This is a genomic window from Polynucleobacter sp. UK-Gri1-W3 (assembly GCF_018881595.1).
GTDB lineage: Bacteria > Pseudomonadota > Gammaproteobacteria > Burkholderiales > Burkholderiaceae > Polynucleobacter.
In genome coordinates this window covers 82445-97207 of the sequence record NZ_JACVQA010000002.1, presented here as the reverse complement: position 1 = coordinate 97207, position 14763 = coordinate 82445, and the positions used below count along the sequence as shown (strand labels likewise).

Here is a 14763-nt window from a genome sequence, read left to right as displayed (position 1 = left end):
GAACCTCTTTTTTCCCTGCAAAGTACGCCGTGCAACTGAAATCAATCAAACTTTCCGGCTTTAAGTCTTTCGTAGACCCAACCCATTTTGAAATGCCTGGCCAACTTATTGGCGTTGTAGGTCCTAACGGTTGCGGAAAGTCGAACATTATTGACGCCGTCCGTTGGGTTTTGGGTGAATCACGCGCCAGCGAATTGCGTGGCGAATCTATGCAGGACGTTATTTTTAACGGCTCTGGTTTGCGTAAACCAGCTGGCCGAGCAAGTGTAGAACTCATTTTTGATAACACTGAAGGTCGTGCTCAAGGTCAGTGGGGTACTTTTGCAGAATTGGGTATTAAACGTGTTTTGACACGTGATGGAAATTCTAGTTACTACGTGAATAACCAAGTGGTTCGTCGCAAAGATATTCAAGATATTTTCTTGGGTACTGGTATGGGTCCGAGAGGCTACGCCATTATTGGTCAGGGTACGATCAACAGAATTTTGGAATCAAAGCCAGAAGAGTTGCGCGTGTTCTTGGAAGAGGCGGCTGGCGTTTCTAAATATAAAGAGCGTCGCAAAGAAACTGCTTCACGCTTAGAAGACACCGTAGAAAATTTAACTCGCGTTGAAGATATCTTGCGCGAACTCGATCAACAGTTAACTCGTTTGGAAAAACAAGCGACTGTAGCTGAGCGTCACGCAGAGCTATCTACGCAGATGAAATCACAGCAACAATTATTGTGGTTTGTGCGTCAGACTGAGGCTGGTAAAGAACAAGAGCGTCATGCAAACGGTATCCGTGACACACAAGTAGGCTTAGAAGAACAGACCGCTAAGCTCCGCCATGCTGAGGCTGAGCTAGAAACAATGCGTACGCAGCAATATGCATTACAAGATAAAGTTTCAGAAGCGCAAGGTGATTTATATCAAACAAACTCTGACGTTAGTCAGGTTGAAGCGCAGATTCATTATGTGCAAGAAGCACGTCAACGCTTGCAACAACAAACTCAAGACTTGCAAGCTCAGCTGCAACGTTGGACTGTGCAAGAAACAGATGCAGCACAAGCGCAGCGCACTACTGAGTATGAGTTGTCTTTGGCTTCTGAAAAAGAACAAACACTCTTGGCAGATTTAAATGGCTTGCAAGAGCAAATGCCAAGCCGTGAAGAGACTTACCAAACTGCCTCACGTGAATTAAATAGCGCACGTGATGCGCTTGCTTCAATTGAGCAGCGCTTAGCAAGTTTGGGCGAGCGTCTTCGTTCAATGTCTGCTCAGTCAGATGAATTGAAGGGGCGCGAGACTCGTCTAACTGGTGAATTCGATGGTTTACGTCGTCCTGATGCTGAAGCGCTGCAGACGGCAATTGATCGTCAAGTAATGGCTGCTCGTAAAGTTGAGGAGGCCAAGCATCGCGCTGCTGAGACTCAACAACGTGTTCCTGCTGCAGATGAGGCTCGCAATACTGCGCAACAACAAATTCAAGTAGCAAATCAAGATCTTGCTCAAACTGAAGCCAAGTTGACAGCATTGACTGCCTTGCAAGCAAGCGTACAAGCCCAAGGCAAGATTGGTCCTTGGTTGGAAAGTAAGGGCCTTAAAGAGAGTAAGCGTCTCTGGCAAGAACTCAAAGTCGAGAGCGGGTGGGAATCTGCCTTGGAATCCGTATTGCGTGAGCGTTTGGCAGCTATTACGGCAAAGAGCGTTCAAGAGACATTGGCTTTGGCTAATGAGGCTCCTCCAAGTCGTTTAGCTATTTTGCTCACAGAGGAAATCACTCCCGCACATACCGCTGCTCCAGCTGACTTCACGCCATTGTTGAGCCGCGTGCAAAGTGCGGGCCCTGCAAGGCTCACATCTGTTTTGCAGGAGTGGTTGGATAACATTTACATCGCTAGCAGTCTTGAAGATGCCTTACATCGCCGTGAAAAATTACCCGCTGGTGGCGCATTTGTTACTCAACAAGGGCACTTAGTAAGCCGTGTTGGTGTGCAGCTCTATGCCGCTGACTCTGAGCAGGCTGGTATGTTGGCGCGCGCTCAAGAGATGGAAAGTCTTGAAAAGCAATTGCGTGCACAACAACTCATGCAAAGCGAACTCAAAGGCGAGCTAGATCAGTGCGTTGCAAACTATCAAGCGGCACATCAAGCTGCTGAACAAGCTCGTGAAAACGCTGAGCATGCTGTTCAAGAGGCGCATGGTTTTGAAGTGGAAAGAATGCAGTTGACTCAAGCTGAAGAGCAATACAGTCAACGCGCAGCGCAGATTCAGGGTGAGTTGAGCGAGTTGCGCCAGCAAATGGAGCAATTAGCGCAAACTCAAGAGCAATCTGCTGCTGAGTTGCTTGAGTCTGAAGAATCTAAGCAAGCCTTGCAAGAGGCTTTGCAGGTAGCGCAAGAAAAGCTAGAGCGCTCCACCGAAGAGCGTGATCGTTTGCGTGAGTCACTCCGTGCGGCCGAGATGTCTGCTCAAGAAGCTGCATTTGCAGCCCGTTCTTTGCAACAACGTATCGCCGATCTACAGCGCGATCAAAGTACTGCGCGTACTCAGATCATGGAGATTCAGGATAAGCATGATGCTGCCGCTCAAGAATTAGAAACTTTGAGTGACGAAGAAGCTCAAGACAAGTTACAAGGCTTATTACTTGCTCGTAGCGCACGTGAAGCTGCTTTAGCAAATGCGCGTACCGAGCAAGATGCTTTATTGCACCAGTTGCGCGAAGCGGATGAGTTGCGTATGCAGGTAGAGCGTAGCCTCCAGCCTATGCGCGATAAAGTGGTTGATCTGCAATTGCGTGAACAAGCGGCTCGTTTGAACTTTGAACAATTTGCGACATTGCTATCTGATGCAGAGGCAGATCTCATTGCGCTTGAGGCGAACTTCAGTGCAGATCTGAAGGTTGGCGCGCTGCAGAGCGAGGTCAATCGCTTAAATACCGAGATTCAGTCTTTAGGTCCAGTTAATATGGCTGCTTTAGATGAACTATCAAGCTCCCGTGAGCGCAAGCAGTTCTTAGATGCGCAATCAGCTGACTTGAACGAAGCGATGCAGACTCTGACAGATGCGATTGCAAAGATCGATGCCGAAACTCGCGATCTATTGCAGGGTACTTTTGATCAGGTTAACAGCCACTTTGGAAAACTCTTCCCTGAATTGTTCGGTGGCGGTCATGCTGAATTGGTAATGACTGGTGAGGAGATTTTGGACTCTGGCGTTCAGGTCATGGCTCAGCCTCCTGGTAAGAAAAACAGTTCTATTTACCTCCTGTCAGGTGGCGAGAAGGCTTTGACTGCGATTGCCTTGGTGTTCTCACTCTTCCTATTGAACCCAGCCCCATTCTGTTTATTGGATGAGGTTGACGCTCCTTTGGATGATGCAAATACCTTGCGTTATGCCCAGCTAGTTGCCAAAATGTCTGATAAGACACAGTTTTTGTTTATTTCACATAACAAGATCACTATGGAAATCGCACATCAATTGATTGGTGTCACGATGCAAGAGCAGGGCGTATCCCGTATTGTTGCGGTGGATATTTCTTCTGCCGTTTCAATGGTGGAGGCTGCCTAAGTGTACGTAGAACAAATCATGACGATGTTAGGTTTGTCTGATTTGCAGTTGGCGTTAGCTGTCATTGGTCTATTGATTCTGATAACAGTCGCTATTCTGAATATTAAGTACGCTCGTGCTCGCCGTAAGGCAAAAGAGCTAAGTGAATATTCCCTAGATGATCGCTTTGGAAAAGTGCCAAGTTTTGCTCAGGCTTTTGCAGATAGCAATACAGGCCGTACCGAGCCCAGTTTCGGTGAAGCGATCACAACAATTACGGCGCCAGAAAAGTTCGCCATTGATCCACGGATTGATTGCGTCATCACACTTCGTTTTGATGAGGGTATTAGCGGTGCAGAAATCCTGGCAGAAATTAATGCTTGGACCGATCTTGAGGCTCAATCGACCGTACGCTGGATGTGTGAAGGCTTAAATGCCAACCTAGACGTTGCTGAGGATTGGGAAGAGTTACATCCTGATTCCACGTATTCTGATTTGCAGTTGGCTATTCAGCTGGCAAGCCGTAAAGGTCCTATTGGCGTTTTAGAGTTATCTGACTTTTGCTCTCGCGCACAAGCGCTTGCTGATACCTTGGGTTCCCAAATTGATATGCCGAGCGTGAGTACGATGTTGGAAGGCGCTAAAGAATTGGATGTCATGGCGGCAGAAAGTGATATTCAATTGAGTATTAATGTGCTGTTTGATGAGCCATGCCCCTGGGGTAACTTTGATGCCCTCATGCGTCAACGTGGTTTTAAGCTAGCTCGTAACGGACGACATTACGAATACCTCAGCAAAGGTATAGTACTGTTTAGTAGCACTGATTTGGATCCAAATAGATTGGTAAGCCAAGCCACCCTATTGCTTGAAGTTCCCTTAGTACCACAAGACGAGCGCGCATTTGAAAGAATGCTTGCCGAAGGTATTGAGATTGCACAAGCGGCACATGGTCGCTTAGTGGATGACAATGGCATCAATCTGAGTGAAGCGGCGGTAATTAGTATTCGTCAGCACCTCGATATTCTCTATGCCAATCTTGAGAAATCTGGCGTTCCCGCTGGATCTTCTACAGCTAGCAGACTATTTAGCTAGGAAATCACTTTGTCGTCTAATATTCCGACAAATTTAGCGGAGCGTTACGCATTCTTGCAAGCAGAGCTTGCTCGTCTAGAGCATGCCTATTACGTTCTAGATAATCCGCTGCTACCTGATATTGAATATGACCGCCTTTTTCGGGAATTGCTCGAGATTGAAGCTGCCCATCCCGAATGGATTACCTCGGAATCCCTATCTCAGCGCGTGGGTGGTACGGCTTTAAAAGAGTTTGATTCGGTTACTCATGCAGTGCCAATGCTTTCTTTAAATAATGCATTCGAAGATGCTGAGCTGATTGCTTTTGATCGTCGTTGCCGCGAGGCGCTCCATGTTGACCATGTAACCTATGCAGGTGAATTGAAGTTCGATGGCCTTGCGATTTCTCTTCGTTATGAAAATGGCTCACTAGTAACAGCGGCAACTCGAGGTGACGGTGCTAGCGGGGAAGACGTCACAGCCAACATTAAAACGATTCGCGCTATTCCACTAAAGCTTACCGGAAAGAATATTCCGAATGTTTTAGAGGTTCGTGGTGAAGTCTTTATGTATCTCAAAGACTTTGAGAAAATGAATAGACAGGCAGCAGAGTTAGGTGAGAAAGAATTTGCTAACCCTCGCAATGCGGCAGCAGGCAGCCTTCGTCAACTAGATTCGAAGATTACAGCTAAGCGCCCTTTATCTTTCTTTGCTTATGGCATAGGTGCTCTAGAGCCCCAAACTTGGTTACCTAAAACCCATGAAGAATTACTCAATGCTTACGCAGAGCTAGGCTTACCGGTTTGCTCAGAACGCAAGGTATTGCATTCTGTGGAAGAGATTCTGGCTTTCTATAACGAGATTGGTGCTAAACGGGACTCACTGCCTTATGACATTGATGGCGTGGTCTACAAAGTTAATTCCTTTGCCGAGCAAGCCAAGTTGGGATTTGTTTCAAGAGCCCCTAGATTTGCACTCGCCCATAAATATCCAGCACAAGAAGCCCTAACTACCGTTCTTGGTATTGATGTGCAAGTAGGGCGTACTGGAGCGATTACTCCAGTGGCGCGACTTGCTCCTATGGAAGTTGGTGGTGTCACCGTTACCAATGCCACGCTACACAATGAAGATGAAGTCAAACGGAAAGATGTGCGTATTGGTGATACCGTTTCAGTGCGAAGAGCGGGCGATGTCATTCCAGAGGTTGTCTCTGTGATTAAGGATCGACGCCCAGCCGATGCAACGGAATTTGTAATGCCTACGAACTGTCCAGTATGCGATTCGCATATCGAGCGTTTGGCGGATGAGGCGGTGGCGCGTTGTAGTGGCGGACTGTTTTGTGGCGCGCAGCGCAAGCAGGCCTTAATTCACTTTGCCCACAGAAGAGCGTTAGATATTGAAGGTCTAGGTGAGAAGATTGTGGATCAATTGGTCGATCACAACCTTGTTAGAACTCCCGCAGATTTATACAAGTTAGGCTTCACGGCACTAGCCAACCTAGAACGTATGGGTGAGAAGTCTGCAGACAATCTTATTCAAGCCATTAATCAGTCTAGAAACACAACCTTAGCTAGATTTATCTTTGCTTTGGGTATTCGTCATGTGGGTGAGACTACAGCCAAGGATTTGGCGAATCATTACCAGTCGATGCATGCTCTCATGGATGCAAATCTCGAAGATCTGCTCACAGTAAAAGATGTAGGTCCAGTTGTTGCAGACTCCATCACGAGCTTTATGCAGGAGGCGCATAACCGCGAAGTCATTGAGCAGCTCTTGGCATCGGGAATGCAACTTGCCGTAGAAGAAAAAGTCATTAGCGCTGCCGTTGCAGGCAAAACATTTGTCCTGACAGGTACATTCCCGACGATGACAAGAGATGAAGCTAAAGACCTTCTTGAAAAAGCGGGAGCAAAAGTGGCCGGATCAGTCTCTAAGAAAACCGACTATGTCGTTGCAGGCACAGATGCCGGTAGCAAGCTTACCAAAGCTGAAGAATTGGGTGTTCAGGTAATTGATGAAGCAGCAATGCTGGATTTATTGAAATAATATCTTTCGGGATGGATATTTTTTCAGCAATTATTGTTCAGGCGAGCAATACCATTCACCATACTAAGTGTGAGGTGATTCTTGCTTCCTCAAATCCATTTTCTCGCTCAATAACCCAAGGCCATATCACTGCTAGTGGCCTAGTCATCCGTGATGGCAAAGCACTCTTAATTTTTCATCCATATATCAAGCGGTGGTTTCAACCTGGGGGCCATGTGGATGAAGGTGAATCTCCAGTTGATGCGGCGATACGAGAGGTTTACGAGGAAACTGGTTTTGTTTGCGAGTTAGACCCTGATAACCAGGACCCTATTGATATTGATATTCACGAGATTCCTGAAAATCCCAAAAAAAGTGAGGGCGCCCATTTGCATATCGATCTACTCTATCGCTTGCGGGTCTTGCGAGAAGAGCAATCTCTAGAGGATATTGAGCATAAGTGGTTTGCTTTTGCTGATGTTGAAAGCATTCGCATCCAACGTGCTTTAGCTAAATTGGCTTAAGCCCCTAAAGCCTCAAGCAATTCTGTCTCCAGCTGGATCTGTAACTTGGGATTCTTGCCCAAGCTTGCGGCGTCTAAGAGCAGGATATCTTCTACTCTTTCTCCCAGCGTATTAATTCTGGCTGTATGAATGGATACCTGATGCTTCGCTAACACTCTAGAAATTGTGTAGAGCAGGCCGGTACGGTCACTTGCAGAGAGTGCCAGCGTGTAGTACCTGCCGCGATCGTCTGGGACCATGTGAACGCGTGGTTGAATTGGGAAAGTGCGTGATTGCCTAGAGAGGCGACCCATGCTTGGATTGGGTAGTGGCTCTACATTTGTTAAGGCCTCTGTCAGCTCAAACTCTACCAATTGAATGATGTCACGATAGCTACCACCCTCATCTACCAAGTTGCTGCCAGAGATCTGAAAGGTATCTAGAGCGTAACCATGACGTGTTGTATGAATACGCGCATCCCAAATGGAGAAACCGTGCTTTTCAAAGTAGGCACAAATTCTGGCAAAGAGATCTTCTTGGTCTTTGACATAAACAGCAACTTGCAAGCCTTCGCCAATGGGAGACAGTCTTGCTCTCACAATAGGTTGATCGCTATTTACCTTGTTATATAGATGGCGTGTAAGCCATGCAATATCAGAGGGGTCTTGCCTTAAGAAGAAGGCAACATCCAACTGCTTCCACAAATCTTCATAAGACTCGTCATTGATACCGTACAGCCTTAATTTAGCTTTAGATTCTTCTTGGTGTTGTGCTAATTCTGAAGAGGCATCCGGTTTTGCACCACCCAATACCCTGAGTGTTGCGCGATAAAGATCCTCTAAGAGCTTGCCTTTCCAGGCATTCCATACCTTGTGACTGGTCCCTCGGACGTCAGCAACAGTTAATAAATACAGTGCAGTGAGGTGCCGCTCATCACCCATCTTCTTGGCAAAAGCGCGTATTACTTCAGGGTCAGTGATGTCTTGCTTTTGTGCAAATTGACTCATATTGAGATGTTCAGCCACCAGCCAGACTAGTAGCTCAGTATCTTTTTTATCTAGGCCATGCTCTCTAGCAAACTGACGCATGTCAGCTTTGCCTAGTTCTGAGTGGTCGCCACCACGTCCTTTAGCAATGTCGTGGAAAAGGGCGGCAATGACCAGTAACCACGGCTTTTCGAAGTTGGCAATTAAGCGACTGCAGAACGGAAATTCATGAGTGTGTTCAACCACCATAAAGCGTCGGACATTACGCAAGACCATCAGAATATGCTGATCAACTGTGTAGATATGAAATAAATCATGCTGCATTTGGCCAACTATTTTTCTAAATGCAGGTAAGTAGCGACCAAGCACGCTAGTGCGGTTCATTAACTGAAATGCACGACTGACTCCATCGGGCTCTTTCAGAATCTCCATAAAAAGCGCTCGATTAACTGGGTCTTTGCGCCATTGGCTATCCATTTTCTGGCGCGCGTTATAGAGCGCTCTGAAAATGGTGGCTGATAAGCTTTTAACATTCGCAGTTTGCGCAAAAACCAAGAAGGTACGCAGAATTTGCTCGGGATGTTTCTGAAAGAGTTCTGGGTCAGTTATGTCCAACACACCTTGGCGTTCAATGAAGTGTTCATTGCCTTCACCGGGAACGGAAAGGATTGTCTTAGACTCTTGCGGAAAGAGAAGGGCTTCAATGTTCTGCAATAGAACGTCATTTAGCTGTGTAACTGCTTTAGCCGCCCAGTAGTAGCGACGCATGATGGCTTCACTCGCTTTACGTGAGGATTCTTCCGTGATTCCCATTGACGCTGCTAATGCGGCCTGCAAATCAAATGCGAGAACATCTTGTCTGCGCCCTGCAAGTAAATGCAAGTTAGCGCGCAGTGTTTCTAGGAATCGTTGATTACGGTTGAGTTCAGTTAGTTCGCGCTTCGTAACTAGGCCAGCCTCATTGAGGTCCTTAAAGGTATTGCCTAATAATGCGGCCTTACTCACCCAGGAGATCACCTGCAAATCACGTAATCCTCCAGGACTCTCTTTGCAATTAGGCTCTAAAGCGTAAGGAGTGTCCTGATACTTGTAATGACGCTGAATCTGCTCTGCCTGCTTAGCTTGGAAGAACACTTTTGGATCCATGGCAGATTCAAATGCTTTAGCGAAGTCTTTAAGCAATGACTTATTGCCGCAAATCAATCTCGCCTCTAAGAGGGATGTGCGCACCGTAATGTCTTGCTCAGATTCTGACATGCATTCAGCCACGCTTCTGACTGAAGAGCCAATCTCTAATCCGGTATCCCAGCAGCTAGCAACAAATTGCTCCACTTGCTTAGATAAAGCTTGCGCTTTTTTTTCATCGTCTGGCAACAGAATCAAAATATCAATGTCAGAGTAAGGGAATAAAGCACTCCTACCAAAGCCGCCAACCGCAACTAGTGTGGCCTCATTATTTAAGCCGCAGCTATTCCATAAATGGCTGAGGAGTTGGTCACTCAGTTTAGAAAGTTGCTTAGTTAATTTGCCTACAGACTGTGTATTTTTAAATTCTGCGTAAGCTATTTCTCGAGCTGCACGCAGGCTGGCTGCATCAGTAATATTGCTAGCGGCCAGCGACTCACCCATCGTATTAAGCGCTTACTAATGTAGGTCTAAATGAAAGGCCTTTAACGCAATCAGGAGGTGGGTTGCTGCCTTCTGACCAGGTAAGCACTTCAACACCAGTCTGAGTAACAAGGAGTGTGTGCTCCCACTGGGCTGACAGGCTCCGGTCTTTTGTTTTCACTGTCCATTGATCAGGCATTGTGCGAATATCGCGTTTGCCAGCGTTGATCATCGGCTCAATCGTAAAGGTCATGCCGGCTTCTAGTTTTTCGCCGGTACCTGGGCGACCATAGTGAAGAATCTGTGGATCTTGATGAAACACTTTTCCAATACCGTGACCACAGTATTCACGCACTACAGAGTAACCTGCTTTTTCTGCATGTGTTTGAATCACGTGACCGATGTCACCAAGTGATGCGCCTGGTTTAACTTGCGCAATTCCTAGCCACATACATTCAAACGTAATTTGAGTGAGGCGTTTAGCCATGACGGAAACTTCACCCACCATAAACATGCGACTGGTATCGCCGTAGTAACCATCGGGAGTAATGACAGTGATATCTAAATTGACTACATCACCAGTCTTGAGAACTTTGTCCCCCGGAATACCGTGGCAGATCACATCATTTACTGAAGTGCAGATGGATGCTGGAAATGGAGGGTATCCAGGCGGCTGATAGTTCAATGGGGCTGGAATCGTTTTTTGGACGTTGCGCATGTATTCATGGCAAATCCGATCTAGTTCGCCCGTAGTCACCCCAGCTTTGACGTGAGGGGCCACATGATCAATCACTTCGCTAGCTAAGCGGCCAGCTTCACGCATCCCGAGGATGTCTTTTTCTGCGGTAAATACACTATTCATGCCTTGATTATCAACGACTTGGAGAGTTTTAGTTTGCCCATAATGCTCAAAAATTGGGCATTTCTGCCCTTTATAAGGCTTCTAGGGATCATTTTGGGGTTTGGGCTGCCTGTTTAGGTGGGGGTGGAGCTAGCTAGAGCATTGATATTTAAGCTATAATTTTGGTCTTAGGTCTATTTTTGGCCTGAAATCGCGAGTTGAGCCTTCCAGGGTGGCGTTTTTTAGCGCAGCTAGGACTCAACTTTAGAAATAACCCTTAGGAGAAGTTATGTCAGTAACTATGCGTCAAATGCTGGAAGCCGGTTGCCATTTTGGTCACCAAACCCGTTTCTGGTCCCCAAGAATGGCCCCTTACATTTTCGGCCATCGCAACAAAATCCACATCATCAACTTGGAAAAAACATTGCCAATGTTTCAGGATGCCCTGAAATTTGCAAAGCAAATTGCTTCCAATCGTGGCACTATTTTATTTGTTGGTACTAAGCGTCAATCACGCGAAATCATTGCTGAAGAAGCTGCTCGTGCTGGTATGCCTTACATCGACAGCCGTTGGTTGGGCGGCACACTCACCAACTTCAAAACTGTTAAAGGTTCCCTCAAGCGTTTGAAAGACATGGCAGTTGCTAAAGAAGCTGGCGACTGGGAAAAGCTTTCTAAGAAAGAAGCTTTGACTAACGACCGTGATCTCGACAAGTTGCAAAAAGCACTTGGCGGTATTCAAGATTTGAACGGTGTTCCTGATGCGATTTTCGTGGTGGATGTTGGCTATCACAAGATTGCTATTACCGAAGCTAACAAGCTTGGTATTCCAGTGATCGCTGTTGTAGATACCAACCACTCACCAGAAGGTGTTGATTACATCATCCCTGGTAACGATGACTCTAGCAAAGCTGTTCTCCTTTATGCACGTGGCATTGCTGACGCAATCCTCGAAGGCAAAGCCAACTCTGTTCAAGAAATCTTGACAGCAGTTAAAGAAGGTGAAGAAGAGTTTGTTGAAGAAGGGAAGGCTGAATAATGGCCGCTATTACCGCTGCAATGGTTGGCGAGTTACGCGCCAAAACTGATGCTCCGATGATGGAGTGCAAAAAGGCTTTGACTGAAGCTGATGGTGATATGGCTCGTGCAGAAGAGATTCTGCGTGTAAAGCTGGGTAGCAAAGCTGGTAAAGCGGCTTCTCGTGTAACGGCTGAAGGTATCGTTGCCACTTCTATCAATGGCACTACTGGTGCTTTGCTAGAAGTGAACTGCGAAACTGACTTCGTTTCTAAGAACGACGACTTCTTGGCGTTTGTAAATGACTGCGTGAAGTTGGTTGCTGAAAACAATCCAGCTGACGTTGCTGCATTGTTAGCCCTGCCATTGAATGGTCAAACTGTTGATGAAGTTCGTAGCGCACTGATCGGCAAGATCGGCGAGAACATCATGCCGCGTCGTTTCAAGCGTTTTGCTGGTAGCAACAAGTTGGTCTCATACCTCCATGGCGCACGTATTGGTGTGATGGTTGAGTTCGAGGGTGACGAAACTGCTGCTAAAGACGTAGCAATGCATATTGCCGCAATGAAGCCAGTGGCTTTGTCGATGGCTGACGTTCCTGCCGAAGCAATTGCCGTTGAGCGTAGCGTTGCTGTTCAAAAAGCTGCTGAATCTGGCAAACCACCAGAAATCGTTGAAAAGATGGTTGAAGGTTCTATTCAGAAGTTCCTTAAAGAGGTTTCTTTGTTGAATCAGACTTTCGTGAAGAACGATAAGCAAACTGTTGAGCAAATGCTCAAGGCTGCAAATACAACAATCAAGGGTTTCACCATGTTTGTTGTAGGCGAGGGTATTGAGAAGCGTCAAGATGACTTTGCGGCTGAAGTAGCTGCACAAGTGGCTGCCGCTTCTAAAGCAACAGCTTAATAGGCTAGTTTGGGGCTTGCCCCACTGGTTGGTAATACCCAAAAGGGCATGGAAACCTTAGTTTCTATGCCCTTTTCTTTGATCCCCCTCAAGCCCTTTATAATTTGGCAGAGATATTAAAAAGTGCTTAAAGATCAATAAGCTAAGTAAGTAAATTACTTGGCAAATTACGGAAAATAAAAAACATGCCAGCCTACAAACGAGTCCTTCTAAAACTATCTGGTGAAGCCCTTATGGGCGATGATGCTTTTGGCATCAATCCAGTCACTATCGATTCCATGGTTAAGGAAATCGCTGATATTGTGAATATCGGTGTGGAGCTAGCAATTGTGATTGGCGGCGGAAATATTTTCCGCGGTGTTGCCGGTGGCGCAGCGGGCATGGATCGTGCAACTGCCGATTACATGGGTATGCTGGCTACCATGATGAATTCCTTGGCATTACAAGATGCCTTACGCCAAAAAGGTGTGGAAGCGCGAGTGCAATCCGCACTCCGCATGGATCAAGTAGTCGAGCCATATATTCGTCCACGTGCAATTCGTGCGATGGGTGAGGGTAAGGTCGTTATTTTTGCCGCTGGTACAGGTAATCCATTTTTCACTACTGACACTGCAGCTGCTCTGCGTGGGGCTGAGATGGGTGTTGAGATCATGCTCAAGGCAACCAAGGTAGACGGAATCTACAGCGCTGATCCAGTAAAAGATCCAACAGCCACTTTATATAAAACCATTACGTTTGATGAAGCATTAATCAAAAATCTACAGGTTATGGACGCAACTGCATTTGCATTGTGCCGTGATCGCAAATTACCAATCAAAGTATTTTCAATTCTCAAGCCAGGTGCATTAATGCGTGTAGTGCAAGGTGAGCCTGAAGGTACTTTGGTACACGTTTAATAGGAGGTCAGATGTCTGCAGCAGAAATTAAAACCAATACCGATCAAAAGATGCGCAAGTCTATTGAGGCTTTGAAAACCAATTTAGCCAAGATTCGCTCTGGCCGTGCTAACCCAGGAATTTTGGAGCACATTCAGGTGGATTACTACGGCAATCCCACCCCATTAAGTCAGGTTGCTAGCTTAGGCTTGGCGGATGCGCGCACCATTAATGTTCAGCCCTTTGAAAAGACGATGGTTGCAGTGATTGAAAAAGCAATTCGTGACTCTGACTTAGGCTTAAACCCAGCATCCCAAGGCACGGTAATTCGCGTGCCAATGCCTGCCTTGACTGAAGAGCGCCGCCGTGACCTCACTAAGGTTGTTAAGAATGAGGGTGAAGAAACCAAGATTGCTGTTCGTAATTTACGTCGTGACGCAAACGAGCATTTAAAGCGCCTTACTAAGGATAAAGAAATTTCCGAGGATGAAGAGCGTCGCGCTACAGATGAAATTCAGAAGATGACTGATAAAGCAGTGATTGATGTTGATAAGATCGTTTCTGAAAAAGAAAAAGAGATCATGACGGTTTAAAGCCGTCCTGAATTTTTAGCTTTTCATGACTCAACATTCCAGCTCAACTCTAGCCATTCCAGAGGTCAGTGCTGTACCGCGCCATGTTGCCATCATTATGGATGGCAATGGGCGCTGGGCTAGCAAGCGCATGATGCCGCGTGTTGCTGGTCACTCCGAAGGATTGAGTGCGGTGCGCAAGATTGTTGAAGAATGTCGCAAGCTTGGTGTCGAGTACTTAACGGTATTTGCCTTTAGCTCTGAAAACTGGCGTCGCCCACCAGAAGAAGTGGGTTTCCTGATGAAGCTTTTTCTAAAGTCACTCAAAGGCGAAGTCTCGCGTTTGGCTGAGAACGATATTGCTTTGCGATTGATTGGCGACTTGAGTCGATTTGATTCTGCTATCCAAGAGATGGTGGAGTTTTCCGAAAAAAAGACCGCTGGCTGCAAAGGACTCACTTTTACGATTGCTGCTAACTATGGTGGTCGTTGGGATATTTTGCAGGCCATGCGTAAATGCCTTGCTGCCAATCCCAATTTAAAGCCAGAGCAGGTTTCTGAAGAATTACTTCAGCCTCATCTTTCGATGGCTTATGCTCCAGAACCTGATTTATTTATCCGCACTGGCGGCGAGCAGCGTGTGAGCAATTTCTTACTATGGCAATTGGCTTATACCGAGTTGTATTTCACAGATATCTTGTGGCCTGACTTTGATGAGAAAGAGCTACACAAGGCGTTTGACTGGTTTAGCCAGCGCGAGCGCCGCTTTGGTCGTACTAGTGCTCAGCTTGCATCGCAAGCTACGAGCGATGCAGTTTGATGTAGTTCA

11 protein-coding genes are annotated in these 14763 nt (G+C 46.5%); 9 read left to right on the top strand and 2 right to left on the bottom strand.

Translation table 11 applies throughout. From position 1 onward, the window contains the following. The first annotated feature begins 29 nt into the window (after positions 1-29). Genes smc through ICN36_RS03145 form a run of 4 tightly spaced genes read left to right on the top strand, consistent with a single transcriptional unit; the run spans position 30 to position 7150 of the window. Positions 30-3551 carry a chromosome segregation protein SMC gene (gene smc, locus ICN36_RS03160; protein WP_216226964.1) on the top strand — a complete coding sequence of 1174 codons (3522 nt, stop codon included), beginning with the start codon at positions 30-32 and terminating at the stop codon, positions 3549-3551. Then, the gene (locus ICN36_RS03155; RefSeq protein ID WP_370623397.1) at positions 3552-4622 is read left to right on the top strand and encodes a cell division protein ZipA C-terminal FtsZ-binding domain-containing protein; all 1071 of its coding nucleotides are present in this window, start codon (positions 3552-3554) and stop codon (positions 4620-4622) included. A gap of 9 nt (positions 4623-4631) precedes the next feature. Next, the gene (gene ligA, locus ICN36_RS03150) at positions 4632-6647 is read left to right on the top strand and encodes an NAD-dependent DNA ligase LigA (RefSeq protein WP_216226963.1); all 2016 of its coding nucleotides are present in this window, start codon (positions 4632-4634) and stop codon (positions 6645-6647) included. 11 nt (positions 6648-6658) lie between these two features. Further along, entirely contained in the window at positions 6659-7150 is a 492-nt protein-coding gene (locus ICN36_RS03145; RefSeq protein ID WP_216226962.1) for an NUDIX hydrolase, read from the top strand. On the opposite strand, the gene ICN36_RS03140 is transcribed toward ICN36_RS03145, so the two are convergent. Next, positions 7147-9744, bottom strand: coding sequence for a [protein-PII] uridylyltransferase (locus tag ICN36_RS03140; RefSeq protein ID WP_216226961.1), 2598 nt, complete (start codon positions 9742-9744; stop codon positions 7147-7149). The two genes, ICN36_RS03145 and ICN36_RS03140, sit on opposite strands and share 4 nt — an antisense overlap. A 4-nt stretch (positions 9745-9748) precedes the next feature. Then, entirely contained in the window at positions 9749-10585 is an 837-nt protein-coding gene (map, locus tag ICN36_RS03135) for a type I methionyl aminopeptidase (RefSeq protein WP_216226960.1), read from the bottom strand. Between the two features lie 268 nt (positions 10586-10853). On the opposite strand from map, the gene rpsB reads away from it, so the two are divergent. The 5 genes from rpsB (at position 10854) to ICN36_RS03110 (ending at position 14754) form a co-directional block, all read left to right on the top strand. Next, positions 10854-11603 carry a 30S ribosomal protein S2 gene (gene rpsB, locus ICN36_RS03130; protein ID WP_216226959.1) on the top strand — a complete coding sequence of 250 codons (750 nt, stop codon included), beginning with the start codon at positions 10854-10856 and terminating at the stop codon, positions 11601-11603. Then, entirely contained in the window at positions 11603-12487 is an 885-nt protein-coding gene (gene tsf / locus ICN36_RS03125) for a translation elongation factor Ts (RefSeq protein WP_216226958.1), read from the top strand. Before rpsB ends, tsf begins: the two co-directional genes overlap by 1 nt. 185 nt (positions 12488-12672) lie before the next feature. After that, positions 12673-13383, top strand: coding sequence for a UMP kinase (pyrH, locus tag ICN36_RS03120; protein WP_215359535.1), 711 nt, complete (start codon positions 12673-12675; stop codon positions 13381-13383). Positions 13384-13394: 11 nt separating this feature from the next. Beyond that, positions 13395-13955 (top strand): ribosome recycling factor, encoded by a 561-nt coding sequence (frr, locus tag ICN36_RS03115; RefSeq protein WP_216226957.1) that lies wholly within the window; start codon positions 13395-13397, stop codon positions 13953-13955. Positions 13956-13980: 25 nt separating this feature from the next. Beyond that, the gene (locus tag ICN36_RS03110; RefSeq protein WP_216226956.1) at positions 13981-14754 is read left to right on the top strand and encodes an isoprenyl transferase; all 774 of its coding nucleotides are present in this window, start codon (positions 13981-13983) and stop codon (positions 14752-14754) included. The last annotated feature ends 9 nt before the right edge of the window (positions 14755-14763 follow it).

Excerpts from the sequence above, each read along its gene's own strand:
- ICN36_RS03145 (WP_216226962.1), top strand. The coding sequence starts at position 6,659 with ATGGATATTTTTTCAGCAATTATTGTTCAGGCGAGCAATACCATTCAC.
- ICN36_RS03140 (WP_216226961.1), bottom strand. The coding sequence starts at position 9,744 with ATGGGTGAGTCGCTGGCCGCTAGCAATATTACTGATGCAGCCAGCCTG.
- map (WP_216226960.1), bottom strand. The coding sequence starts at position 10,585 with ATGAATAGTGTATTTACCGCAGAAAAAGACATCCTCGGGATGCGTGAA.
- rpsB (WP_216226959.1), top strand. The coding sequence starts at position 10,854 with ATGTCAGTAACTATGCGTCAAATGCTGGAAGCCGGTTGCCATTTTGGT.
- tsf (WP_216226958.1), top strand. The coding sequence starts at position 11,603 with ATGGCCGCTATTACCGCTGCAATGGTTGGCGAGTTACGCGCCAAAACT.
- pyrH (WP_215359535.1), top strand. The coding sequence starts at position 12,673 with ATGCCAGCCTACAAACGAGTCCTTCTAAAACTATCTGGTGAAGCCCTT.
- frr (WP_216226957.1), top strand. The coding sequence starts at position 13,395 with ATGTCTGCAGCAGAAATTAAAACCAATACCGATCAAAAGATGCGCAAG.
- ICN36_RS03110 (WP_216226956.1), top strand. The coding sequence starts at position 13,981 with ATGACTCAACATTCCAGCTCAACTCTAGCCATTCCAGAGGTCAGTGCT.